Below are 24326 nucleotides of genomic sequence, written 5' to 3'. Positions count from 1 at the left end.
GTCGTCACCCGGGGTGGATCAGCGGGTGATCTCGACGTGCTCGATGACCACGGCGTCGACCGGACGGTCGTTGCGGCCGGTCGGAGCCTTGGCGATGGCGTCGACCACGTCGCGCGAGGCCTGGTCGGCCACCTCACCGAAGATGGTGTGCTTGAAGTTCAGCCACGGGGCCGGCGCCACGGTGATGAAGAACTGCGAGCCGTTGGTGCCCGGGCCGGCGTTGGCCATGGCGAGCAGGTAGGGCTTGTCGAAGACGAGCTCGGGGTGCGGCTCGTCCTTGAAGGTGTAGCCCGGGCCACCGGTGCCGGTGCCGAGGGGGCAGCCGCCCTGGATCATGAAGTTGTCGATGACGCGGTGGAAGCCCAGGCCGTCGTAGTACGGGACGCCGGAGCGGCCGGCGTCGTCCTTGTACTCCTTGGTGCCCTCGGCCAGACCGACGAAGTTGTCCACGGTCTCGGGAGCGTGGTTGGGGAACAGGTTGATGACGATGTCACCCTTGTTGGTCTTCAGGGTGGCCTGCAGGTCAGCCATGAGGCGCCTCTCGATCAGTGGTGGGAACTTGCCCCCTGATCCTGCCACGCACCGGTGAAGGCCCACCCCGCGCGTGGCCACTGGTGGTCGTTTGCGTGGCGTGGTGAGATGGACGCACCAACCGAAGGAAGGGATCGAGATGGGTTTGCGCAAGCAGAAGTCGTTGATCGAGAAGGCACAGGACGTGGCCGAGCAGGCAAAGCCCCAGGTGGAGGCAGTGCTGGCGCAGGCGTCCGAGCTGGCGCAGGAGGGCCTCAAGCAGGCCGCACCCCTCATCGAGCAGGGCAAGGCAGCGACCGTGGCCGGGCTGGCCCAGGCGGTCGACGTCGCCAGCAGCGCCACCGAGAGTGCCCAGCACTTCGTCGATGCCAAGGCCGCGGAGCTCAACCCCGCGCCGCCGAAGTCCAAGGGCGGCAAGCTGCGCAAGGTGCTGCTCTTCGGGGGTCTCGCCGCCGTGCTCGGCGTCGTCGCCAAGAAGTTGAGCGCCAAGAAGGAGTCCGCGAAGTGGCAGCCGGCCTCGACGCCGGCGACCCCGACGCCTCCGCCCGCCTCCAACTCCGGGGCCCACGTCGCTGACGACCCGGCGGGTGCCGACCCGGCCGAGGCCCTGGCCGACGCGACCGAGGCTCCGCACCCGGTCACCACGCCCGACAACCCGGCCGACGTGGTCGACGTCCCCCCGACCGAGGGTTACTCCTCCGGCGAGAAGCCCTCGCGGGACTGACTCACACTCGACGCTGACTCACCTCGAGGCGGCACCCACCGGGAGACCGGCGGGTGCCGCCTCGAGTGCGTACGAAGGCGTCAGCTGATGCCCAGACGCTCCAGGTGGAGCATGGAGGCCAGGTAGGTGGCCTCGATCTTGTCCTCGACGCTGGAGAAGTCGCGGTAGGCGAGCAACGAGTCGTCGCGCGCCGACGTCCCGGCCGCCGGGAGCACGTGGGCCTCGACGTGGTCCGGGAGCTCGGCCAGCTCGCGTACGAAGCGGTGGCGACGCGCGATCTCGAAGGAGACACGGGCCACCTCCCACGGCTTGCTCGGCACGGTCAGCGGGCGGTCGATGCGCCCGACCTGGAGCACGAAGATGCGGGTGGCGCCCATCGCAGCCGCACGACCCAGCGGGATCGAGTTGACGATGCCGCCGTCGAGGAAGTGTTCGTCGCCGACGCGGGCGGGAGGCAGCAGACCTGGGACGGCGGCGCTGGCCAGCACGGCGTCGATCACGGGACCGTCGATGAACCAGTGCTCCGCGGCCCGCTCGATGCTCGAGGCGCAGACCTGGAACTCCACCGCGAGGTCGGAGAACTCGGCGTCGCCCAGCTCCGAGTGCAGGATCCGGCGGATCGGTCCGGGGTCAGCGAGGTGGGTGCCGCTGGAGACCGCCCTCTTGACGGTACGCAGCGGCGAGTCGCCGTAGAGCTCACGCGCCAGCTCGGTGCCGCGCCACAGCGTGGTCATGCGCTCGACCGCGGCGAGGCTGGGCTCGTGAGCGACGATCGCGCCGTTGAGGGCGCCGATGCTCGTGCCGATCACCAGGTCGGGGGTGATGCCGCGCTCGAGGAGCGCACGCAGCATGCCAACCTCGACGGCACCGAGGATGCCGCCACCTCCCAGCACGAACGCGGTCTTCACGACTGCAACTGTCCCACCTGGTCAGTGGTCCGTCCGGCGAACTCCTCAGGGTGGTCGCGCTTGATGCGCTGGGTCGCCTTGTGCTCGGCCCAGAACGACACGATCGGGATCGTGCCGGCGGCCAGGATGCCGAGGGTGTAGCCCATCGACCACTTGGCCTTGCGCGCGAGCGAGAACGCGAAGACGAGGAAGATCATGTAGAGCCAGCCGTGGGCGGTGCCGAGGATGCTGGTGATGAACTCGCCGAGGTTGTTGGCGCGGCTGCCCTCGTCGAACCAGTTCGGGGTGGGGATCTTGTCACCCACCCACATGGGGGAGCCGTCGAAGTTCGACAACGGGACGCCGATGAGGCAGAGCACGATCAACAGCACGCCGACCACGTAGGCCATCACGCGGTAGCGGGTCAGAGCCTTCTTCACACCGCGAGGTTACCCGTCCGAGGCAACCGCGTCGGGGGTGCGGGCAGCCACGAGCTCGTCGCGGCACCAGCGCAGCCAGATGAAGGCCGCGAAGCCGGCGAAGATCCACCACTCCAGGCCGTAGAGCAGGTTGCGCCAGCCCGTGGTCGCCGCCACCTCGGGCACCTCGTCGACACCCACCGGCTCGAGTCCCTCGGTGCCGGCGTTGATGTTGTCGGCGTCCACGTCGACCACCGCGAACCCGCCGTAGAGGTCCTGGTCGACGTGCTGGATCGCGTCGCCCAGGCGCACCTGCGGGATCACGTCGTCGGAGCGGTCGGAGTCGGTGACGCCGGCCGTGCCTTCCGGCGGCTGCAGCCACGCGGTGAGCTCAGCCTGACCACGGGGCGTCGCGGGGCGGGGATCGATGGAGGCGACCCAGCCGCGGACGACCAGGAGGGCCGGTGACTCGGCTGCGTCGGCCTCCTCGCCCACCGCCAGGGGCGTCATCACCCAGTAGCCGGTGCGGTCGCCGCTGTCGCGACCCTCGACGTACAGCGTCGAGTCGGGCAGCCACGTGCCGACCATGGTGACCGGGCGCGAGACGGCGTCCTGCGGGAAGGGGTCGTCCGGTCCCAGCGCCTCGGCGAGCGGGACGGCCTCGAGCTCGGACCGGTCGGTCGCGCCCTCGTCGCGCTGGTCCTGCCACGAGCCGAGCTGCCAGAAGCCGAGGATGATCGCCAGACCGACGCAGAAGAGGCCGAAGAGGTGTGCTCCCAGCGCCACCGGGCGGAGCAGGACGGGGACACGCACGTTGGCGATTCTAGGTGGGGCCTGGTCGGCAGCCGACCGGCGGCTGGCTGAGGGTGCGGCGCACGCTCAGCCGGGGGCGATGGCGCGACGGCGGCGCACCAGGACCACCGCGGCCGTGAGGACGCCTGCGGCTGCACCCGCCACGAGCAGCGTGGCGATCCAGGGACTGAGGGGCACGTCGGCGCCCTGCGCGCCGCCCTCGACAGGCGTACGCGCGTCCGCCGGCACCTCGTGCGCCTCAGCGTCCGTGACCGAGCAGATGGTGGTGGAGAAGTCGTCGGCGGCGCCGACGACGTAGTGCTCGCCCAGGTCGAACTCCGCGTCCAAGCTGCTCATCACCTGGCCCAAGAGGCTGAACGGCCACGACTCCTGCTCCTGACCGCCCTGCACCCAGACCTCCTCGGCGAGGTCGGGGCCCTCCCAGACGCGCTCGACCTCGAACTTCGTGTAGGTGCCCCGCTCCTCCACGGCCGTGCCGGAGAAGATGACCGGCGAACCGGCGGGCGGGAACTCCGCCGCGACGCAGTCGGCGGAGGCGGGCGCGAGGCCTGCGAGCACGAGCACGAGCAGGGGCATCAGGGCGAGGGCCGCGAGCGCGGCGGACAGTCGTACGGGCATGGAGTCCTCCTGGGCGTCGCCGGTTGGACGCCGCCGCTCGCCAGGCGGTTCCCCCGGCCGGTTGCTGCGTGCGTCGGGCCCCTGACCCATCTGCGCGGCCCTTTGAGGTTACCTGGTGACCCAAAGGGGCCGCGTTGATGGGCACCGGGCCGGCCAGCCGTCATCCAGAGACGCCCCGAAATGAAGAAAGACCCGGGGTGGACCCCCAGGTCTTTCAGTGGAGCCTGGGTGAATCGCCCCGGGTCTGGTGGAGGCTCTCAATCCATGGAGGATGAGAGTCATGGCAGCACCGAGGAAGTACCCCGACGAGTTGCGTGAGCGTGCCACCCGGATGGCGGTGGAGTTGCGGGCAGACCCGGCGACGAAGCAGGGCGCGATCAGCCGAGTGGCTGAGCAGCTCGGGATGCATCCGGAGGCTCTGCGGAACTGGGTGCGGCAGGCCGAGATCGACGGCGGTGTCCGACCGGGCACCACGACGGCTGAGGCGCAGCGGATCGCCCAGCTCGAGCAGGAGAACCGCGAGCTACGACGGGCGAACCACATCTTGAAGACGGCTTCGGCTTTCTTCGCGGCGGAGCTCGACCGCCCCACCACCAGGTAGTGGCCTACATCGACGCCCACCGACACGACGTCGTCGAGGGGCGCGAGGTCGGGGTCGAGCCGATCTGCGCGGTGCTGAAGAGCGCCGGCGTGCAGGTCGCCCCGAGCGGCTACTACGCATCGAAGACCCGCGAGCCGTCCGCGCGATCGCAGCGAGATGCGGCGTTGGTCGAGGACATCCACGTGGTCCACCGGGCGAACCTGGGTGTCTACGGTGCGCGGAAGATCCACGCGGCGTTGAACCGCGACGGCGTCACGGTGGCCAGGTGCACCGTCGAGCGGCTGATGCGCGCCGAGGGTCTGCGCGGGATCCGGCGGGAGAAGGGCCGCAGGACCACCATCGGTGACGGCGCAGAGACCGAGCGCCCCGAGGATCTCGTGTCGCGAAAGTTCGTGGCGTCGGCACCGAACCAGTTGTGGGTGGCAGACCTGACCTACGTCCGAACCCACGCGGGGTGGACCTACGTGGCGTTCGTCCTGGATGTGTTCAGCAGGAAGATCGTGGGCTGGCAGGTGTCCACGTCCTTGCGCACCGACCTGGCCCTGGACGCCCTCGACATGGGTCTGTGGGAGCGGCAGCGGGCCGGCCAGGACGTGACCGGTTTGGTGCATCACAGCGACCGCGGAGTCCAATATCGCGCGATTCGCTACACCGAGCGACTGGCCGAAGCCGAGGCCGTCGCGTCGGTGGGTTCCAAGGGAGATTCCTACGACAACGCGATGGCTGAGGCGTTGAACTCGCTGTTCAAGGCCGAATGCATCCGTAACCCGATGATGCGCCCGAAGGGCGGCTGGAAGTCCGTCGCCGACGTCGAACTCGCGGTCGCGGAGTACGTCGACTGGTTCAACCACCGGCGTCTGCACGGCGAGTTGAAGCAGGTCCCACCAGCCGAGTTCGAGGTCAATCACTGGGCATCTGAGATGGTCAGTGACTACGTTGAAACACCGGCACCGGCAACCGCTGGTTCCAACTGAACGAGCCTCTACGAAACCCGGGGCGATTCATGGGGGACTCGAACCCCCAACCCCCTGCTTGCAAAGTGGACAAGGAGGCCGACCGGTCGATCCCGGGGGCCTGCGCGGAGTGCGGTCGCCCGATCAGCTCACCCAAGACCGGAGTGGCGTCCGGACCGTCAACGTCCCCCGCCGTTCCTCCCGATGCTGCAGCAGCACCTGCTCGTATACCAAGCCGAGCTCGACTCGAAGCAACTTGAAGCGCAGCCCGTCCCCTCTACCGCTAGGCGACCGGCTCGACCCTCTGGAAGTACGGCTGGCGCAGGTGGTGAAGGGCCGGTACGTCGCCCGGGTGCAACTCGACAACGGTCGTTCCACGGTCGTCCGGGAGCCGACGCGGGCGTCCGTGGCCGCTACGGTCGGCACGAGTTGACCAACCTGATGTCAAGGGGGAGCTGGTCGAGCGGATGCTGCAGTCGAGCGGTCGGCCGATCGACCCTTCGCGGCCGTTCGTGGACGCGATGCCGCCTAATGGGCATCGGCGGCCCGTCGCTGGAGGGGATTACCCGCGGCATCTCGGCGTTCAGCATCGATAAGTTCGCGCTCGGCGCGACGCGCTTCAGCGACCGGATTGAGTTCGGGATCCTGAGTGCACGGGCGGCGGCGTTCCTGGTGTCGGTGGGCGTTGAGCTGAACGTCCCCGTCGCGGGGAGGGCGTGGGCAGACAGAAACGAGCATGTTGACCGCTGACCGCGCCGCGCTTGCTAGCGGTTGCTCCCGAGGAGCCGACGAATCGGTTGGGACTTGGTCGATCGCTGCGGCGAGGCGGCGCTGCCTGACCACCCTCGCGTAGCTAGACTCACCGGTCATGGTTTCCTGCGTCCGGCAACTCGCGCGATGAGTGTCGCTGATACTGATTCGATGTACTCGACCTGGACGAGGGGCAGGGACATCGCTTCGCTGGGCACAAATGACGGAGCGACGCCCCTGGCCTTCCAGAAGTGGCATAACTTCAAGGAAGCTTTCGCCCCCGAACTTATCTATCAGGCCGTAAACAGTGTTGGTGGTGATGTCAACGCGTGTCTTGACCCCTTCGGCGGAAGTGGGACTACGGCCCTCACCTGTCAGATGCTAGGGATCGAATCGACGACCGTAGAGGTCAATCCCTATCTGGCTGATGTAATAAGAGCGAAGCTTCACACGTACAACTCGGACCTACTAGTAGCGCGATTGCGTGACGTCCGTCGGGTAAGTCGACGGATTGTCCCCGACCTTGACCTGGCGCGAGCTGTGCTACCGCCGACGTTCATCGAGCCAGGCGTGGGGGGACGATGGATTTTCGGGACCGAAGTCGCATCTGCGCTGGTTGCACTCTTGGAAGCCATCGACTTAGCCGCCGCTGACGACGAGCACAGCCGTCGGTTCTTCCGGGTCGTCGTTGGCGGGATGCTGACAGAGGTCAGCAACGTCCTCGTGAGCGGAAAAGGGCGACGTTACCGACGGAATTGGCAGGAGCGTTCAGTAACCGCGAATGAAGTGCTTTCGCTCTTCGCGCTGCGCGTCGAAAGTGCTATCGCAGATATCATTACTTTCGCTGGCCGCCCAAACGTGCATTCAAAGGTCGTGCACGGCGACGCTCGGACCCAAACATTCACCAACCTGTTCGATCTGTCAGTATTTTCGCCTCCCTATCCGAATTCTTTCGACTACACCGACGTATACAATGTTCAACTCTGGATGTTGGGCTATTTGACGGATACCACAAGCAACATTACTTTGCGACGAAACACCCTAGCGTCACACGTGCAGGTGTCTCGTACCTATAAGCCGGCGCCTGACGGGTCGACCATCCTAAGCGCGACGCTTCACGGTCTGGATGCAGAGAAGGACAGTCTATGGAGTAAGCATCTCCCAGCGATGGTCGGCGGATACTTCCAGGATCTCCTAGAGGTGACGGAGACCGTCCTTCGCTCCCTACGAGCGGGCGGCGAATGCTGGATGGTTGTCGGTGACAGCAGGTACGGGCAGACCCATGTTCCGGTTGCGGACGTCATCAAGGAGTTGCTGTCGGCGCGTGGCTACGACGTATATAGCGCAGAGCCAATCAGACATATGAAGACCTCGGCGCAGCAGGGCTTCAAGTCGTCGCTTGCGGAGAGCCTGCTGAAAGTGCGGTTGTAGCACCAGCGGCACGAAAAAGCTTCACATCGGGGTACAGGGGCCAGCTCTTGACGGCAACTTTTAGCCCGCTCGCTTTGCTTTCGACCTTCTTAAAGCAGGCCTCGTCGGTCGGATTTACGCGCATGTCGAAGCAGCAAAGTGCCCCTGCGCGAGCACTTCGCTCTTCCCGATATGCGTGGGCTTGGTCGACACCCTCGCTGAGCCACTTCTCCGTCTGGGAGTTCGAAGTAGACGCCCCTGTTGATCCGAAGGACCGAATTACTTTCAGTTCGAGAATCGCGGGACGCGAGACCTGACGAGTCGTTGGATCAAGCTCCTCGATCTCCAAATCGAGGCGGCCGGCCACTAGATTCTGCTCGGGGTTGATGCGGCAGAGGGGAAGTCCTACTGAGAGGCCCGTCCGAAGGTAGGCCTGGATCTCAACTTCAACGTGCCGTACCGGATAGTGCTTTTCCCGGTTCTTCCAGAGCTTTGCTCCGCCCTGGTGGCCGGACGGCGTCACCAACGTCGAACGGTGAACTATGTCGACCAACTCGAACACCTTTGACAGGTCCACGGCGCTTTCAGCGAGCCTCATGGACATTGCCCGCTCTGGGTCGCTGAGACCGTGCGGATAGAAACGAAGCATCGGACCGCGAGCTGTCTTCCTGTACGTGACTGCTGCTACGTCGCCGACGCCAGCAGAAACGACCGCCGGGAACATTTCGTCGAAGCTTGCCTGCGTTTCAAACCGCGTCCCGCGAATCACAGGCGGACCGACAAACCACATGCCGGACGTTACATCCGTCTCTCCGTCATCTAGCGCAAAGAAGGTCTCTCTTGGGAGGTCCGCAAGTTCGTCGGGAGGCGAAGCTTGGAGTAAAAACACGGCGTGAGAGCCAGTTTCGTCCTGGTGAGCCCGGAGCCACGCGCGAAGGACCTGCGCGACGCCACGCGCGAAACGCTCTTCGTCGGAAAGATCAGAGTCAACTCCGGCGAACGGGAACGAGTCCAGGGTTCCAAGAAGGACGGCGTCGTCAAAGTCGGGCGAATTAGGCAATTCGAAGCCTTGAGTAGAGGTGGCGAAGGTAAAGGTGAACTAGTTGAGCGTCCGTCAGGTCTGCGTCGGGCGCCAGAGCACGGAACTTTTGCGCTACCTCAGACGTGGTTCGACCACTTGCCGACGCTTGGTCAAGTTCGATGACGCTGCCCACATCAGCGAAGGGGTCGGCGTAGGAGGCATCAACCGTTCCGATGCTGGCCAGCCCATCTGGTCCGAGCGCGGCCGCCGCGTACGTCACTTCACGCACAAATTCGAATTGTCGCCTGAAGTATTCATTCGTCAGAATTCCATCCAATGCCGGCGTCGCTAATGGCGTCAGGCTGAAACTAGCACTTATCGGCGATTCGTCACTGGAGGTTTGCGAAATGGAAAGTTTCTCCACTTGCACCACCCCTCGGCCAACCAGAACGTCTAGGTCTCTCTGAAGGGCGGGAAAGTTGGGTCGGGTTCGCTGCTTTAGAACCTGCGAATCTAGAATCGGTAAGCCCCAGACGGGCGACAAAGCGTCCGCTAGGTAGGCGATGGTGTGTATCGCAGTTCCAGGCACGGGCCGAAAGCCAGTCTCGTGCGCGCAGCGGAGGATCAGCAGAAGTCGGACGCTTCTGCGTGAATCTCCAGAAGCCTCTTCCCCCGACGCCTCGCCCCAGGGCTTCGTCATGACTGGCGGTCTGTTCGCGCTCGGGCAAATAGAAGCCGTCGGACTTTCCGGTACTCACTATCAAGCTGCCGGGTGGCCGCCGTCGGCGCCGCAATGCTTAGAAGGTCAACCACCCGCCTGTCGCGGCTGCTGCGGATCTTTGATTGGCGCAGAAGTGACGGAATGAGGTCCCCGTCGACGAGGTTCGAAGTCACCACAAGGCGGTTCTCCCCATGCGATGCGTAGTTCGTCAACACCTTCGCTGCGCGTGACACAAACACGGCGTCGAGCGAAGATTCTGGAGCGTCGATAACCAGACTGCCGCCGGACGTGGCGGCGACTTCCATCAGCGACATCCTGAACGACAGATCGATGAACTCTCGTTGGCTCTCAGAGACCTGAGTGGGACCGGTCCGCCTTGTTGAGGACTCGAAGCCGGCCCCCGACATTGCGAGTTCAAAGGCCGCGAACTCCACCAGTTCTCCGGTTTCGCCGACTCGGCTCTTTCGTGGCTGCCACGCCAGTTCACAGTCTTCGACGAGAAATCCCTTGGCGTAGGCATCGAATGCGGTCTTAATTGCATCGCGTTGCTGAGCGATGCGTTCATTTACATTAGCTACGAAGTTGGAGAATTGGTGGCGCTTCGCATTCAGCTCCTCCCGTCGCATCTCGACATTAGCGCGCATACTTGCCATCGCATCGCGCTGCTGATGAACGTCGCGCTCATTCGGCGGAAGCTGCTGAATCAGCTCGTCGATTGAGACAGCTCGCTCGCTCGTAGTTGCGGTCAACTTCGAGACAATCTGAAGCGCGTCGGCGTGCTCGAGCTCGGCCGTTCGAAGGGCCTCGCTAGCTTGCTTCGATTGCACTTCCAATTTTTTGGCGGAGTCCCTAGCACGTGATAAGAGACGAGGGTGATGAGCATGCTCATTGTCGCTGCGTCTGACGTGTGAATCGCACACGATGCAGTGATCATCCCTCAGACGCGCCTCCAACTTATCGCGGAAAGATGGAACGTCATTGCCACAGGTCAAGCAGCGCGACTCGGACATGATCTGACTCAGGAGATACCGGGCAGTCGCGGAGGTATCCGGGAAATTCGCTGCAATCGCTTGCAACTCCAGTCGTTCGATCGCTTTAAACGCGGACTGGCGATCTTGATCCACTGTCAGTGCAGCAAGGCGTGCGGCGGACCGGCGAGATGACAGCTCGGCAAGCTGGTCTGTCAATGTGTCGAGTTGTTCCTGCTCTTTCGACTGCATGCCAGCCAGAAGCGTCAGGCTCTGGCGAACCTCATCGGCGTTCGACAAGGCTGCCGTTGCCTTACTGAGTCGCTTTGTCTCTTTATTTAGTCCATATTGAAGATTACGAACTAGCGAGTCGAGCTCAAGTACTTCTCTCTCGCGGCGAGTCCATTCAGCCGATACATCGGGTGGGAGGAACAGGAGGCGCAGGAGCTGCCTCTGTGCTGTTGCATCCCATATCAGCGCCTGCCGGTCTTCAAAGTAGAAGATTAAGTGTCGAAGAGTGAGAATCCAGTCACCAAAAGAAGCAAGTCCGCTTCTGCGGATAATCTCCTCTTGGAAAACTTGCTCTGTCTCTTCGTATTGCTGGCCCGATATAGAGAAGGCTTCCAGGCTGAGATCGGCGAGGTTTCGGCGAACTGTGACCTCGTCCGTTCCCATGAGGAATGTCAGTGTGGCCGTTGCAGATTCGGCACCATCTGAAACCCGGTCGGCGAACGTCCTCTGCTCCGCCCTGCTTCGCGTGCGAACGTCGAGGCTTCGTCCGCCGAGGGCTGCGGCGTTGCCGAAGCTCGGAATGTCCTGGGTGCCGCTGAGGACCCGATAGAGCATGGTGACGAAGGTGGTCTTACCTAGGCCGTTCGCTCCGAGGACTAGGGTTAGGCCGGAACCGATTTCAAGGTCTATACCCGGACGCGCGTCTGTTCCGGGGTAGAGCTGGTAGTCGTCGATGCTGATGTGCTGGAACACCGGCAGCTGGATCACGCAGGCCCCCCGCAAGTGCTTGGTCGGGAGATGCTGGACAGGTTCGACACCGTTGCTGGTCAACCTTCGCGGACGGGGGTTCGGCAGGTGGGCGCTACCGTATTGGATGTCGGGGCCCGTGCGCTGGTTTTCTCTCACATGGGCTCGCTCGACGTCCTTCTTACCGCATCGCCTGGTTGGGCGGTACCCCAAGCTTGAGGGTGCACCGCCCGATGGGAGCTGGGATCGGTATCGCGTCGCCCTGAGGTCAGAGTTGACGCGGCCCAGTCGCGCCCCCAAGCGGGCGGCTCGCTGTTGGCTCGGAGGAACCCGCCGGCTTCGCACCCACAGGTGATGCCATCCACCATGTACAGGAGCTGGGTCGCGGAGACAGACTTCGGAGACGAACTCGCTCGCGAAGGCCACAACACCGACGCGGCGACGACTCCGGCCGCATGCTCGAGTCCCCCAGGACGGGACTAGCGCGCCTAGACACTGAGCCACGACCGCCCACCGGACTGTGGTGCCCGCGTCGCGCGACGCCCACGGTCCCGTGAGCCTCGCCGAGGCTTCAATCCGCTGATCGAGGTCCATGGCACTGGAGACGATGCCGACAGTGCTCTCCCCCACCAGTCCCCCACAGCCCGATCCGACTTAGCAGGGGGTTGAGGCCCAGAGACGCCCCAAAATGAAGAAAGACCCGGGGTGGAGCCCCCAGGTCTTTCAGTGGAGCCTGGGGGACTCGAACCCCCAACCCCCTGCTTGCAAAGCAGGTGCGCTACCAATTGCGCCAAGGCCCCGGTGACTCCCGGAAGAGTCTGTCAGGCCTTGCCCACGGTGTCGGTGGCCTCCGACCAGAGCGCCTGTTCGGCCTTGCCCTGGTCGATCCTCTTCTTCGCGAAGAGTGCCGCGACGGCGGCGAGGACCAGCAGAAGGATCTTCTTCATCTCGTCCCCTGTCCGGCGATGTGTGCAAGAACTGGTGGGCCTAACAGGACTTGAACCTGTGACCTCTTCCTTATCAGGGAAGCGCTCTAACCGTCTGAGCTATAGGCCCTCCCTCGGTCAGACCGAGCGAGGCTGCCACCGGAGTGGCAACCGAGGGGAAACGTTACCTGACGCCTCGCCCCCGCGACAAAACGGGTTACCTGGCGTCCTCCGACAGCGTGAGCTCGACGCCTCCGAGCAGGGCCGCAGCCATGTTGTAGAGGAAGGCACCCAGCGTCGCGATCGCGGTCAGGAGGATCACGTCGATCACCGCCACGATGAGCGTGAAGCCGAGCACCCGGCCCATGCCCACGTAGTCGCGGATGTCGAACGTGCTCGCCTGGTCACCGCTGGTGATCACGGTGGCGACGGTGTCGTTGACCGCGTCCCACAGCCCCGCGGCGCCCAGGATGGTCCACACGATCAGCACGGCCACGAAGGTGACCACGCCGAAGGCGACCGAGAGCAGGAACGACGTCTTCATCACCGACATCGGGTCGATGCGGGTCAGGCGTAGCCGCGCGCGACGCGCCACCTTGCCCGAGGGAGTGGTCTTCGCCATGGAAGCGGTGTCACTGTGCTCGCGCGCCGCCTTGGCGATCGTGTCCTTCACCCGCGTCGAGAAACCGGGGTTGACCGACGTCTCCTCGGTGGTGGGTCCGTTGCTCTCGGCCATCAGGACTCGTCCTCAGTCGTCTCGGTGGTGGTCACGGCGTCGGCATCCGCCTCGTCGGGAACATCCTCGTCCGCAGCATCATCGCGAGCCTCGACCGAGCGGGCAACCACCGCGACCGAGTCCCCCTTCTTCGGGGAGACGAACTTGACGCCCATCGTGGAGCGGCCGGTGGGCCGGAAGTTCTCGTCGATGGGGCTGCGTACGACCTGACCACCCTCGGTGATCGAGAGGATCTCGTCGCCCTCCTCGACGATGAAGGCACCCACCAGGACGCCGCGCGCCTCGTCGGCCAGCTTCATCGCCTTGATGCCGATGCCGCCACGCGACTGCACGCGGTACTCCGGGATCGGGGTGCGCTTGGCGAAGCCACCGTCGGTGATGGTGAAGACGAACTGCTCGCGCAGCTCCTCGACCTCGGCGCCCTCGGCCTCCGCCTGCGTCGTCCCACCCGGGACGACCTCGCCGTCGATGACCTCGGCCGCCACCTGGTTGGCACGGATCACCGACATCGACAGCAGGGAGTCACCGTCGCGGAACTTCATGCCGGTGACGCCTCCGGTCGCGCGACCCATGGGCCGCAGCTGGTCGTCGGAGGCCTCGAAGCGCACCGACTGGCCCTTGCGGGAGACCAGCAGGATGTGGTCGTCGGGGTGCACCAGCTCGGCGCCGATCAGCTCGTCGTCGTCGTGTCGGAAGTTGATCGCGATGACGCCGGCCTGGCGCGGGCTGTTGTAGTCACCCAGGCGCGTCTTCTTGACCAGGCCCTGACGCGTGGCGAGCACCAGGTAGGGCGCCTGCTCGTAGTCGCGGATGGCCAGCACCTGGGCGATCTTCTCGTCCGGCTGGAAGGAGAGCAGTCCGGCGACGTGACCGCCCTTGGCGTCACGACCGGCCTCCGGCAGGTTGTAGGCCTTGGTGCGGTAGACGCGTCCCGCCGAGGTGAAGAAGAGCAACCAGTGGTGGTTCGTGGTCGCGATGAAGTGGTCGACCACGTCGTCGCCGCGCAGCGTGGCACCGCGTACGCCCTTGCCACCGCGCTTCTGGGTCCGGTACTGGTCGGCGCGCGTGCGCTTCGCGTAGCCGCCGCGGGTGATGGTGACGACCAGCTCCTCGTCGGGGATGAGGTCCTCCATGGAGAGGTCCCCGTCGGCCGCGATGATCTGCGTACGCCGGTCCTGGCCGAACTTCTCGACGATCTCGCCGAGCTCCTCGATGACGATCCGCCGCTGGCGGACCTCGTCACCCAGGATGTCGAGCAGGTCGGCGATCTCGATCTCGATCTTGGCGAGCTCGTCGATGATCTTCTGACGCTCCAGGGCGGCCAGACGACGCAGCTGCATCTCGAGGATGGCGTTGGCCTGGACCTCGTCGATGTCGAGCAGCTCGATGAGGCCGCGGCGGGCGTCGTCGACGTCGGGGGAGCGACGGATGAGTGCGATGACCTCGTCCAGCATGTCGAGCGCCTTGACCAGGCCTCGGTAGATGTGGGCGCGGCGCTCGGCGTCGGCGAGGAGGAACTTCGTCCGGCGGACGATGACCTCGATCTGGTGGGCGACCCAGTTGGAGATGAACTGGTCGATCGTCAGGGTGCGCGGCACGCCGTCGACCAGCGCCAGCATGTTGGCGCTGAAGTTGGTCTGCAGCTCGGTGTGCTTGAAGAGGTTGTTGAGCACCACGCGAGCCACCGCGTCGCGCTTGAGCACGACCACGAGCTGCTGGCCGGTGCGCGAGGAGGTGTTGTCCTTGACGTCGGCGATGCCCTGCACGCGACCGGAGTCGGCGAGCTCGGCGATCTTCAGCGCCAGGTTGTCGGGGTTGACCATGTAGGGCAGCTCGGTGATGACCAGCTGCGTACGCCCCTTGGCGTCCTCGCTGATCTCGACCACTGCACGCTGCTGGATCGAGCCGCGACCGGTGCGGTAGGTCTGCTCGATGCCGTTGCGGCCGACGATCATCGCCGCGTTGGGGAAGTCAGGGCCCTTGATCCGCTCGACGAGCGCGTCCTGGAGCTCCTCGCGGGTGGCGTCGGGGTGCTCCAGCGCCCAGACGGCGCCCGCGGCGACCTCACGGAGGTTGTGCGGCGGGATGTTGGTCGCCATGCCGACCGCGATGCCGGCGGAGCCGTTGACCAGCAGGTTGGGGAACCGGGCCGGCAGGATGGTGGGCTCGGAGGAGCGGCCGTCGTAGTTGGGCTGGAAGTCGACGGTGTCCTTGTCGATGTCGCGGACCATCTCCAGCGCCAGCGGGGCCATCCGGCACTCGGTGTAACGCATGGCGGCCGCGGGGTCGTTGCCCGGCGAGCCGAAGTTGCCCTGGCCGTTGACCAGGGGCGCGCGCATCACCCACGGCTGCGCGAGGCGCACCAAGGTGTCGTAGATCGCGGAGTCGCCGTGCGGGTGGTACTGACCCATCACGTCACCGACGACGCGCGAGCACTTCGAGAAGCCGCGGTCGGGGCGGTAGCCGCCGTCGTACATGGCGTAGAGGACGCGGCGGTGCACCGGCTTGAGTCCGTCGCGTACGTCGGGCAGCGCGCGCCCGACGATGACGGCCATGGCGTAGTCGATGTAGGAGGCCTTCATCGACTCCTGGAGGTCGATGTCGCGGATCCGGGCGTCGCCCAGGCCGAGGCCGTCCTCGCCGTTGGGGTTCTGGCCGTTCGGGGTCTCAGTCACGATTGCTCTTTCTGAATTCGTCTATGGATATCTAAGTTCTGGGCTAGAGAGACTCAGATGTCCAAGAATCGAACGTCCTTGGCGTTGCGCTGGATGAACGAGCGGCGCTGCTCCACGTCCTCGCCCATGAGGATCGAGAAGATCTCGTCGGCCCGGGCCGCGTCCTCGAGGGTGACGCGCAGCATCAGGCGCTGGTCGGGGTTCATGGTGGTCTCCCACAGCTCGTCGGCGTTCATCTCACCGAGACCCTTGTAGCGCTGGACGGGGTTGTCCTTGGGGAGCTTCCAGCCCTTCGACTCACCCTCGGCGCGCATCGCGTCGCGCTCCGCGTCGGAGTAGACGAACTGGTGGTCGTGCGGCTTGTTCCAGCGCAGGCGGTAGAGCGGGGGCTGCGCCATGTAGACGTAGCCGTGCTCGATCAGCGGCTTCATGAAGCGGAAGAGCAGCGTCAGCAGCAGGGTGTTGATGTGGTGGCCGTCGACGTCGGCGTCAGCCATCAGCACGACCTTGTGGTAGCGCAGCTTCTCGAGGTCGAACTCCTCGTGGATGCCGGTGCCGAGCGCCGAGATGATGGCCTGCACCTCCTGGTTGCCCAGGACCTTGTCGATGCGCGCCTTCTCGACGTTGAGGATCTTGCCGCGAATCGGGAGGATCGCCTGGATGCGCGGGTCGCGACCGGACTTGGCGGAGCCGCCTGCGGAGTCACCCTCGACGATGAAGACCTCGCACTCGGCGGCGTTGGTCGACTGGCAGTCGGCCAGCTTGCCCGGCAGGCCGCCTCCACCCAGCAGGCCCTTGCGGTTGCGGGCGAGGTCGCGGGCCTTGCGGGCCGCGATGCGCGCCGACGCAGCGGCCTGGGCCTTGCGGATGATCTCCTTGCCCTCGGCCGGGTTCTGCTCCAGCCAGGCGCCGAGCTGGTCGTTGACCACGCGCTGGGTGAAGCCCTTGGCCTCGGTGTTGCCGAGCTTGGTCTTGGTCTGGCCCTCGAACTGCGGCTCGCCGAGCTTGATCGAGATGATGGCGGTCAGGCCCTCACGGATGTCGTCACCCGAGACCCGGTCCTCCTTCTTCTTGATCAGGCCCCACTCCTCGCCCCAGGTGTTGACCAGGGTGGTGAGCGCGGCGCGGAAGCCCTCTTCGTGGGTGCCGCCCTCGTGGGTGTTGATCGTGTTGGCGAAGGTGTGGACCGACTCCGCGAAGGTGGAGTTCCACTGCATCGCCACCTCGAGGCTCATGTGCCGGTCGTCGCCCTTGGCGCCGAACTCGGACGAGTCGGCCTCGAAGGAGATGACGCTCGGGTTGGCCTTGTCCTTGCGGCGGTTGAGGTACTCGACGTAGTCCACCAGGCCGCGGTCGTACTTGAAGACCTGCTCCACGCCGTAGTCCGCGGCGGGGCGGATCGCGTCCTTGCCGTCCGTGGGCAGCTCGCCCGTGCCGTCCTCGATGACCTCGGCGAGCTCGGCGGCGCTCTCACGCTGGTCGCGGACGACGATCTCCAGGCCGCGGTTGAGGAAGGCCATCTCGCGGATGCGCGTGGTGATGGTCTCGAGGTCGTACTCGGTGGTCTCGAAGATGTCCTTGGAGGCCCACCACGTCACCGAGGTGCCGGTCTCCTCGCCCTCCTCGAGCGGGCGGACCTGCTCGAGCTCGCCGTCGGGCACGCCGATGCTGAACGACTGGCGCCACAGGTGCCCACGGTTCTTGACCTCGACCACGAGGTGGCTGGAGAGGGCGTTGACGACGGAGACACCGACGCCGTGCAGACCGCCGGAGACCTTGTAGCCGCCACCGCCGAACTTGCCGCCCGCGTGGAGGACGGTCAGCGCCAGCGTCACGGCGGGCAGGTCCTGACCGGGCGCGGTGCCGGTGGGGATGCCTCGACCGTTGTCGGTGACGGTGATGGAGTTGTCCGCGTTGAGCGTCATCACGATCCGGTCGCAGTGGCCGGCGAGCGCCTCGTCGACCGAGTTGTCGACGATCTCCCAGATCAGGTGGTGCAGGCCGCGGACACCGGTCGAGCCGATGTACATGCCGGGGCGCTTGCGGACTGCCTCCAGCCCTTCGAGCACCTGGATCGCGGAGGCGTCGTAGTCGCCGCTCACCTTCGACTCCGGGTTGCCCTGGGCCGCGGGGGCGGAGGTGCTCTCCTCGGTCGTGCGAACTTCTTCGGCCGGGGTCTCAGCGCTCAACGCAGGTCCTTTTCCACTCGTCCGGGTGCCAGTCGACACACGTGCAGAGGTCGCCTGCGACTAGTGCCCAACACGCGTACGCGGGGCAGGCGGGCGACCCGACCACCAGTTTAGCGGTTCACGGGGCCAAAACCACAGTGGAACCCCCGCCGGACGCCACGATTTCACCAGAAGCCGTCTCAGGCGCCCTGCAATCGCTGTTCTGCGCGCCGAACAGGGGGTGGAATGACTCCCCACATGGTCGACGGGCTGTCAGATCGGCAGAGAGGCGATTCGCGGGCGCCCCTCGTGCGGCCCCTCGGGTTCAGCCGTACGTGTCGCGCGGCCCACGCCCGCCGGCCGAGCGCGGACCCTTCTTCCAGCTCGGTCCGTGCGGACCGAGCACCTCGATCAGCAGGACGGTCCCGTGGCCGAGCTCCTGGTTGAGCCGTCGCACGATCGAGGGGGCGAGCAGCCGCAGCTGGGTGGCCCACGCGGTCGAGTCGGTGCGGACGACGAGCTTGCCGTCGGTCAGCGTCTCGGGGGTGCAGTGGTCGGCGACCTCCCGACCGACCAGGCTCGGCCACTGGCCGAAGACCCCCTGCACCTTCAGGTCGGTGTCCCACCCCCGGTTCGCGACGAGCCGGTCGAGCGTGGAGCCCAGTGGCTGGGGGTCACGGTCGTCGGGGTGGGCACCGGAGAAGCGGCTGCGGCCGCGACGACGGGTGAAGGTGCCGTCGCCACCGCGGCGCTGCTTCTTCGCCGGTGCGCCCGGGGCGCGGCTGGCCGCGCGGGCGGCGGATCGTGCCAGGTCGAGGCCGTCGGCGGACGGCAGGTCCTCAGCCGGGGCGGGACCGTCAGTGCCGTCAGCCCCGGTGGCGCCGGCGGTGGGGGAGTCGGGGAGGGGCGCAGCCGGGGAGGGGGTGCCCTCCAGGGGCTCGTCCCCTGCCTGCTGGGCGGGCTGCTCACTCGACACGGGTCACCTCTCCCTCCGCCACGCTGAACCGCTCGCCGGCCAACGACTCCGGCACGTCCTCGGCCACGGCCGCGGTGATCAGCACCTGCTCGGCGCCGGCCACCAGCTCGGCCAGCTGCAGGCGTCGTCCCGAGTCGAGCTCGGCGAACACGTCGTCCAGGATCAGGATCGGGTCGTCGCCCTCCGAACGCAACAGGTCGTACGCCGCGATCTTCAGCGCCAGCGCGAACGACCAGGACTCACCGTGCGAGGCGTACCCCTTCACGGGGAGCCGGAGCTCGGAGTTGCCGAGGGTGAGCAGGAGGTCGTCGCGGTGGGGACCGACCAGGGTGATGCCCCGGTCCAGCTCGTCGCGGCGACGGGCCTCCAGCTCGAGGGCGAAGACCTGGCTCACCGTCTCCCGGTCGGGTCGCTGCCCGGGGCCACCGGTCAGCTCGAAGGAGGAGCGGTACTCGATCTGCGCGTCGTCACGCGAGGCTCCGCGCGCGACCGCCTCGTACGCCTTGCCGACGTAGGGTCCCAGCGCGTCGACCAGGTCGAGGCGCTGCACGAGGATCTCGGTGCCGAGCTCGACGAGGTGGGAGTCCCAGACGGCGAGCGTCGACAGCGCCGACTCCGCCGCCGAGCCGCCCCGGCGCCCCGCCGACTTGAGCAGGGAGTTGCGCTGCTTGAGCACGCGGTCGAAGTCGGAGCGCACGCCCGCGAGCCGCGGCGTACGCAGCACCAGCAGGTCGTCGAGGAAGCGTCTGCGGTCGCTGGGGTCACCCTTGACAAGCGTCAGGTCCTCGGGGGAGAAGACGACGGTGCGCACCAGGCCCAGCAGCTCACGGGGCCGGGGGAGCGGGGAGCGGTTGATCCGCGCCCGGTTGGCCTTGCCCGGGTTGAGCTCGACCTCGAGGGTGGCGGCGCGTCCGTCCTTGACCACGACCGCACGCACCAGCGCCTGCTCGGTGCCGGCCTTGATCAGGGGGGCGTCGGTGGCGACCCGGTGGGAGCCCAGTCGGGAGAGGTAGTCGATCGCCTCGACGAGGTTGGTCTTGCCCTGGCCGTTGCGCCCGATGAAGGCGGTCACTCCCGGCTCGAGGCGGACGTCGATGTCGGCGTAGGAGCGGAAGTTGTGGAGCAGGAGATGCTGGACGTGCACGCGCTCGCTTAACTCTCTCCGGTGGCAGGGCCTGCGCCGGAGGTGGGGTTCTCCTGGCCAGCCCCTGCCTCAGCGGCCCCGGGGGCCTGGGTGGCGCCGGTCTTGCCTTCGACGTCGCCGCCGGCCGGGGCTCCGGTGCGCACGGCGTGACCACCGAACTGGTTGCGCATCGCCGCGATCGCCTTCATGGCGGGGGAGTCGTCCTGACGGGAGACGAAGCGGGCAAACAGGGCGGCAGTGATGGCCGGGACCGGCACGGCGTTGTCGATCGCCGCCTCGACGGTCCATCGTCCCTCGCCGGAGTCCTCGGCGTAGCCGCGGATCGACTCCAGGCCCGGGTCGTCCTCGAGCGCATTGACCATCAGGTCGAGCAGCCACGAGCGGATCACCGTGCCCTCACGCCAGGAGCGGAAGACCTCGGTGACGTTGTCGACCATGTCGACCTTCTCGAGCAGCTCCCAGCCCTCGGCGTACGACTGCATGATCGCGTACTCGATGCCGTTGTGGACCATCTTGGAGAAGTGACCGGCGCCCACCTTGCCGGCGTGGACGGCACCGTGGTCGCCCTCGGGCTTGAGGGTGTCGAAGATCGGCTGGACCTTCTCGACGTCGGAGGCCTCGCCGCCGTACATCAAGGCGTAGCCGTTCTCGAGACCCCACACGCCGCCGGAGACACCGCAGTCGACGTAGCCGATCTGCTTCTCGGCCAGGAAGGCCGCGTGCAGCTGGTCATCGGTCCACCGTGAGTTGCCGCCGTCGACCACCACGTCACCGGGGCTGAGGAGCTCAGCGAGCTCCTTGACGGTCGCCCGGGTCGGCTCACCGGCCGGGACCATCACCCACACGACCTTCGGCGAGGGGAGCGCCTCGACCAGCTCGGCCAGGCTCGCGACGTCGCTGACGTCGCGATTGCGGTCGAATCCGACGACGGTGTGCCCGCCCCGGCGCAACCGCTCGCGCATGTTGCCGCCCATCTTGCCGAGTCCAACGAGTCCGAGATCCATGATTGGTTCCTCCGTGGGGTGTGGCGGTGGGCGCTCGACTCAGGACAGCAGGCGCCTCGGCATCAGCAGGTAGCGGAAGGTGCTCGCTCCGCCGCCGTCGGTCGCCGAGATGACGACTGGCTTGGTGGCCTGGGTGAACGACAGGTCGATCTTCTCACCGTTGATGGCGCTCAGCCCGTCGAGCAGGTACGTCGGGTTGAAGCCCGTGACGATCTCGTCGCCGTTGATCTCGGCGCTGACAGCCTCGGTGGCCTGAGCCTCGTCACCCGACTGCGAGTCGAGGACGATCTCGCCGTCGGAGAACTTCATCTGCACGGCGGTGTTGCGCTCGGCGACCAGGGCCACGCGCTTGACCGTGTCGATCAGCTCGGCCTTGTCGACGGTCGCCACCGTGAGGTGCTCGGAGGGGAAGAGGCTGCGGACCTTGGGGAAGTCACCGTCGAGCAGGCGGGTGGTGGTGCGCCGCACGCCGTCGGGGGTGCTGCCCTCGAAGCCGATGATGCCTTCGCCGCCGCTCGACGAGATGGAGATCGTCACGTCGCCGCTGAGCGTCTTCGCGGTGTCGCTGAGCACCTTGGCCGGCACCAGCGCGGCCAGCGAGGCGTCGGTCGTGGCGGGACGCCAGGTCAGCTCGCGGTGCGAGAGGCGGAAGCGGTCGGTGGCGAGCAGCGACATGCGGTCGCCCTCGATCTCGATCCGCACACCGGTGAGGACCGGGAGCATGTCGTCGCGACCGGCGGCCGTGACGGCCTGGGAGACGGCACTGGCGAACTCGTCACCGGCGACGACGCCGCTGGCCGGCGGGACGGTCGGCAGCGAGGGGTACTCCTCGACCGGCATCGTCTGGAGGCTGAAGCGACCGGCACCGCACTTGAGCTCCAGCTTGGGGCCGTTGAGCTCGAAGTCGATGGGCTTGTCAGGAAGGCTGCGGCAGATGTCAGCCAGCAGGCGACCGCTGACCAGGACACGCCCCTCGGCGCTGACGTCGGCACGGAGCTCGGCGCGGGCAGAGGTCTCGTAGTCGAACGCGGAGAGGACCAGGCCCGCTTCGCTCGCCTCCACGAGAAGGCCTGCGAGCACAGGAGCACTGGGACGCACGGGCAGGCTGCGGGCAGCCCACGCGACGGCGTCGGCGAAGACGTCGCGTTCGACGCGGAACTTCACTCTTAGTTCCTCCGGATCTTGTAGTTCGCAGTGGCTGGACGTGAATCCTGCCATGCGGCGGGGACAGATGTCCCAACGGTCAGAATGACATCGATGTAGTTACGGACCACTTCAGGGCGTTGTCCCCAGATCGTGGGCCGAGTGGTTATTCACTGGGTCGAGTCAATGGATAGATGAGTTGTTGTCGTAGGTCCTGTGCAAACTGTGCATAACCCTCGTCTTTGCAGGTCAGCACCGATTTCGACCGGTGCACGACGTGTGGAGAGAGCGTGGGAGTCACAAGGGCTCGTGTGGAGGGTGCCGAGTTCTTCCGTCGGGGCTCCTGGTCCGTGCACAGGTCTGTGGACGAATCGCCGGAACAAGTCACAAGAATTTCACAGCCCGCCGACCTTGTCGTTCGACGTCGCAGGACGACGTGGGACCGACACGGGGGCGGGCTGTGGGGTGGCTCGGGCGAGGACTCAGCTGCTCCGAGCCTGCATCTTGATGCGGTTCGTCAGCTCGGAGACCTGGTTGAAGACAGCCCGGCGCTCGGCGAGCAGCTGGTTGATCTTGCGGTCGGCGTACATGACCGTCGTGTGGTCCCGGCCGAACTCCTTGCCGATCTGCGGCAGGGACATCGACGTGAGCTCACGGCAGAGGTACATCGAGATCTGTCGGGCCATGACCAGGTGGCGGCCACGGCTGGGACCGCAGAGGTCGTCGATGGAGACACCGAAGTACGCAGCGGTCTGGGCGATGATCAGCGGGGAGGTGATCTCCGGCTCGCCGCCCTCGGGGATCAGGTCCTTGAGCACGATCTCGGCCAGGGTCATGTCGACCTCCTGGCGGTTGAGGTTGGCGAACGCCGTGACGCGGATCAGCGCACCCTCGAGCTCACGGATGTTGGTCTGGATCTTCGAGGCGATGAACTCGAGCACGTCCGGCGGAGCGGTGAGTCGGTCCATCGCTGCCTTCTTGCGCAGGATCGCGATGCGGGTCTCGAGGTCGGGTGCCTGGACGTCGGTGATGAGCCCCCACTCGAAGCGGTTGCGCAGTCGGTCCTCGAGCGCTTCGAGCAGCTTGGGCGGACGGTCGGACGTCAGCACGATCTGCTTGTTGGCGTTGTGGAGCGTGTTGAAGGTGTGGAAGAACTCTTCCTGCGTCTGGGTCTTGCCCTCGAGGAACTGGATGTCGTCGATCAGCAGCACGTCGACGTCGCGGTACTTCCGCTTGAAGCGGTCCTGGCGGTCATCACGGATCGCGTTGATGAACTCGTTCGTGAACTCCTCCGAGGAGACGTACCGCACCTTCGCGCCGGAGTAGAGCGACCGCACGTAGTGCCCGATCGCGTGGAGCAGGTGCGTCTTGCCCAGACCGGACTCGCCGTAGACGAGCAAGGGGTTGTACGCCTTGCCCGGCGCCTCGGCGACGGCCACCGCTGCCGCGTGGGGGAAGCGGTTCGAGGACCCGATGACGAAGGTCTCGAACGTGTACTTGGGGTTGAGTCGCGTCTCCAGCGAGGAGTTCATGCCGGGAGCCGCGTAGCGCTCACGCTCCTCGTACGCCGGTGGCTGCGGCAGCGAGACGACGTTGTGCGACGGCATCCACACCGGGTCACCGGTCGACGGCTCAGGAGCGCGGGGACTGGCGAACGTCTCCGGGGCGGCGTCGGTGAAGTGCGTCGACTCCTCGATGGTCGGCAGGGGGGCCGACTCCTTCTCGAGCGCCGGGTTGACCGTCACGGCGATGCGGATCTCACGCCCGAAGCGCTCGGTCAGCGTCTCTTCGAGCTGGGCGCGCAGACGTCCCTCGAGCTGTCCACGGGTGAAGTCGTTGGCCACCGCGATGATCGCGGTGTTCTCGTGCAGGGTGACCGGTTCGCTGGCCCGGAGCCAGGCCCGCTGGTTGGGCTGGAGGGCGTCGACGACGCTCGTCCAGACGGTGTTCAGATCCACCGGATCGTTCTCCACTTCTTCTTCCCCCCACTGAGCTGGTGCCGAAGCGTGGACGCCACGATTCACGGACTGGTTCCACAACTTTATCCACAGGTTGTGCATGTTGCCCCTCGGGGCGGGAACGGTGGTCCCTCCGCGGGAACCGTCCGGCCCAGGAAACACGATTCGTGCTGGTCAGAGCGTGTTTTCGCCTTGCTATGAC

At 66.2% G+C, this 24326-nt stretch carries 21 protein-coding genes and 2 tRNA genes; 4 read left to right on the top strand and 19 right to left on the bottom strand.

Annotation, left to right across the window (positions count from 1 at the left end; genetic code table 11):
* Positions 1 to 18: 18 nt before the first annotated feature.
* Positions 19 to 531, bottom strand: a complete 513-nt coding sequence (locus tag FCL41_RS00110) for a peptidylprolyl isomerase (protein WP_137064544.1) — start codon at positions 529 to 531, stop codon at positions 19 to 21.
* A 139-nt stretch (positions 532 to 670) separates the two neighbouring features.
* On the opposite strand from FCL41_RS00110, the gene FCL41_RS00105 reads away from it, so the two are divergent.
* Entirely contained in the window at positions 671 to 1255 is a 585-nt protein-coding gene (locus FCL41_RS00105; RefSeq protein ID WP_137064545.1) for a hypothetical protein, read from the top strand.
* Positions 1256 to 1335: 80 nt separating this feature from the next.
* On the opposite strand, the gene FCL41_RS00100 is transcribed toward FCL41_RS00105, so the two are convergent.
* The 4 genes from FCL41_RS00100 to FCL41_RS00085 form a co-directional block, all read right to left on the bottom strand.
* Positions 1336 to 2163, bottom strand: coding sequence for a patatin-like phospholipase family protein (locus FCL41_RS00100; RefSeq protein WP_137064546.1), 828 nt, complete (start codon positions 2161 to 2163; stop codon positions 1336 to 1338).
* Positions 2160 to 2582, bottom strand: a complete 423-nt coding sequence (locus FCL41_RS00095; protein ID WP_137064547.1) for a DUF3817 domain-containing protein — start codon at positions 2580 to 2582, stop codon at positions 2160 to 2162. The genes FCL41_RS00100 and FCL41_RS00095 overlap by 4 nt, the downstream gene beginning before the upstream one ends.
* 9 nt (positions 2583 to 2591) lie before the next feature.
* The gene (locus tag FCL41_RS00090; protein WP_170970150.1) at positions 2592 to 3374 is read right to left on the bottom strand and encodes an SURF1 family protein; all 783 of its coding nucleotides are present in this window, start codon (positions 3372 to 3374) and stop codon (positions 2592 to 2594) included.
* Between the two features lie 66 nt (positions 3375 to 3440).
* Positions 3441 to 3992 (bottom strand): hypothetical protein, encoded by a 552-nt coding sequence (locus tag FCL41_RS00085; protein ID WP_137064549.1) that lies wholly within the window; start codon positions 3990 to 3992, stop codon positions 3441 to 3443.
* A gap of 280 nt (positions 3993 to 4272) precedes the next feature.
* Between FCL41_RS00085 and FCL41_RS00080 the strand changes: the two genes are divergently transcribed.
* The 3 genes from FCL41_RS00080 (at position 4273) to FCL41_RS00070 (ending at position 7727) form a co-directional block, all read left to right on the top strand.
* Positions 4273 to 5567, top strand: a protein-coding gene (locus tag FCL41_RS00080; RefSeq protein ID WP_420846561.1) for an IS3 family transposase whose coding sequence is annotated in 2 segments (ribosomal slippage) — positions 4273 to 4552 and positions 4552 to 5567 — 1296 coding nt in all. Because the reading frame shifts where the segments join, the coding sequence is not laid out codon by codon here.
* A 510-nt stretch (positions 5568 to 6077) separates the two neighbouring features.
* Positions 6078 to 6296 (top strand): hypothetical protein, encoded by a 219-nt coding sequence (locus FCL41_RS00075; RefSeq protein ID WP_137064550.1) that lies wholly within the window; start codon positions 6078 to 6080, stop codon positions 6294 to 6296.
* 171 nt (positions 6297 to 6467) lie between these two features.
* A complete protein-coding gene (locus FCL41_RS00070; RefSeq protein ID WP_137064551.1) occupies positions 6468 to 7727 on the top strand; it encodes a class I SAM-dependent methyltransferase in 1260 nt (419 codons plus the stop codon).
* On the opposite strand, the gene FCL41_RS00065 is transcribed toward FCL41_RS00070, so the two are convergent.
* The 14 genes from FCL41_RS00065 to dnaA all read right to left on the bottom strand — a co-directional run bounded on the left by FCL41_RS00065 (position 7684) and on the right by dnaA (position 24217).
* Positions 7684 to 8766, bottom strand: coding sequence for a hypothetical protein (locus FCL41_RS00065; protein WP_137064552.1), 1083 nt, complete (start codon positions 8764 to 8766; stop codon positions 7684 to 7686). The genes FCL41_RS00070 and FCL41_RS00065 overlap by 44 nt on opposite strands.
* A complete protein-coding gene (locus tag FCL41_RS00060) occupies positions 8759 to 9151 on the bottom strand; it encodes a hypothetical protein (RefSeq protein ID WP_137064553.1) in 393 nt (130 codons plus the stop codon). Before FCL41_RS00060 ends, FCL41_RS00065 begins: the two co-directional genes overlap by 8 nt.
* Positions 9152 to 9423: 272 nt before the next feature.
* Positions 9424 to 11415: an AAA family ATPase gene (locus tag FCL41_RS00055; RefSeq protein WP_170970151.1), complete on the bottom strand. Its 1992-nt coding sequence runs from the start codon at positions 11413 to 11415 to the stop codon at positions 9424 to 9426.
* A gap of 706 nt (positions 11416 to 12121) precedes the next feature.
* Positions 12122 to 12194 (bottom strand) — tRNA-Ala (locus tag FCL41_RS00050).
* A 21-nt stretch (positions 12195 to 12215) separates the two neighbouring features.
* Complete coding sequence (locus tag FCL41_RS17200) at positions 12216 to 12341, bottom strand: DLW-39 family protein (protein ID WP_212723046.1); 126 nt, start codon at positions 12339 to 12341, stop codon at positions 12216 to 12218.
* A 32-nt stretch (positions 12342 to 12373) separates the two neighbouring features.
* Positions 12374 to 12450: transfer RNA gene (locus FCL41_RS00045), tRNA-Ile, on the bottom strand.
* Between the two features lie 87 nt (positions 12451 to 12537).
* Positions 12538 to 13056: a DUF3566 domain-containing protein gene (locus FCL41_RS00040; RefSeq protein WP_137064555.1), complete on the bottom strand. Its 519-nt coding sequence runs from the start codon at positions 13054 to 13056 to the stop codon at positions 12538 to 12540.
* Positions 13056 to 15731: a DNA gyrase subunit A gene (gyrA, locus tag FCL41_RS00035; protein WP_212723047.1), complete on the bottom strand. Its 2676-nt coding sequence runs from the start codon at positions 15729 to 15731 to the stop codon at positions 13056 to 13058. Before gyrA ends, FCL41_RS00040 begins: the two co-directional genes overlap by 1 nt.
* Positions 15732 to 15784: 53 nt before the next feature.
* Positions 15785 to 17833, bottom strand: a complete 2049-nt coding sequence (gyrB, locus tag FCL41_RS00030) for a DNA topoisomerase (ATP-hydrolyzing) subunit B (protein WP_137065332.1) — start codon at positions 17831 to 17833, stop codon at positions 15785 to 15787.
* Positions 17834 to 18224: 391 nt separating this feature from the next.
* Positions 18225 to 18875 carry a DciA family protein gene (locus FCL41_RS00025; protein WP_137064556.1) on the bottom strand — a complete coding sequence of 217 codons (651 nt, stop codon included), beginning with the start codon at positions 18873 to 18875 and terminating at the stop codon, positions 18225 to 18227.
* Entirely contained in the window at positions 18865 to 20019 is a 1155-nt protein-coding gene (recF, locus tag FCL41_RS00020; protein WP_137064557.1) for a DNA replication/repair protein RecF, read from the bottom strand. The genes FCL41_RS00025 and recF overlap by 11 nt, the downstream gene beginning before the upstream one ends.
* A gap of 8 nt (positions 20020 to 20027) precedes the next feature.
* Positions 20028 to 21023 carry a phosphogluconate dehydrogenase (NAD(+)-dependent, decarboxylating) gene (gnd, locus tag FCL41_RS00015; protein ID WP_137064558.1) on the bottom strand — a complete coding sequence of 332 codons (996 nt, stop codon included), beginning with the start codon at positions 21021 to 21023 and terminating at the stop codon, positions 20028 to 20030.
* 39 nt (positions 21024 to 21062) lie between these two features.
* Entirely contained in the window at positions 21063 to 22187 is a 1125-nt protein-coding gene (dnaN, locus tag FCL41_RS00010) for a DNA polymerase III subunit beta (protein WP_137064559.1), read from the bottom strand.
* 461 nt (positions 22188 to 22648) lie between these two features.
* A complete protein-coding gene (dnaA, locus tag FCL41_RS00005) occupies positions 22649 to 24217 on the bottom strand; it encodes a chromosomal replication initiator protein DnaA (RefSeq protein ID WP_420846581.1) in 1569 nt (522 codons plus the stop codon).
* Between the last annotated feature and the right edge of the window lie 109 nt (positions 24218 to 24326).

The sequence above is a fragment of the Nocardioides jishulii genome, from assembly GCF_006007965.1.
Classification (GTDB): Bacteria; Actinomycetota; Actinomycetes; order Propionibacteriales; family Nocardioidaceae; genus Nocardioides; species Nocardioides jishulii.
Note: the sequence above shows the minus strand (reverse complement) of the source record. Positions and strands in the feature narration are given on the sequence as shown.

What these genes read in the sequence shown, in the direction of transcription:
- FCL41_RS00075 (WP_137064550.1), top strand. Translation starts at nt 6,078, where the DNA reads ATGGGCATCGGCGGCCCGTCGCTGGAGGGGATTACCCGCGGCATCTCG.
- FCL41_RS00110 (WP_137064544.1), bottom strand. Translation starts at nt 531, where the DNA reads ATGGCTGACCTGCAGGCCACCCTGAAGACCAACAAGGGTGACATCGTC.
- FCL41_RS00070 (WP_137064551.1), top strand. Translation starts at nt 6,468, where the DNA reads ATGTACTCGACCTGGACGAGGGGCAGGGACATCGCTTCGCTGGGCACA.
- gnd (WP_137064558.1), bottom strand. Translation starts at nt 21,023, where the DNA reads ATGGATCTCGGACTCGTTGGACTCGGCAAGATGGGCGGCAACATGCGC.
- FCL41_RS00040 (WP_137064555.1), bottom strand. Translation starts at nt 13,056, where the DNA reads ATGGCCGAGAGCAACGGACCCACCACCGAGGAGACGTCGGTCAACCCC.
- FCL41_RS17200 (WP_212723046.1), bottom strand. Translation starts at nt 12,341, where the DNA reads ATGAAGAAGATCCTTCTGCTGGTCCTCGCCGCCGTCGCGGCACTCTTC.
- FCL41_RS00085 (WP_137064549.1), bottom strand. Translation starts at nt 3,992, where the DNA reads ATGCCCGTACGACTGTCCGCCGCGCTCGCGGCCCTCGCCCTGATGCCC.
- FCL41_RS00105 (WP_137064545.1), top strand. Translation starts at nt 671, where the DNA reads ATGGGTTTGCGCAAGCAGAAGTCGTTGATCGAGAAGGCACAGGACGTG.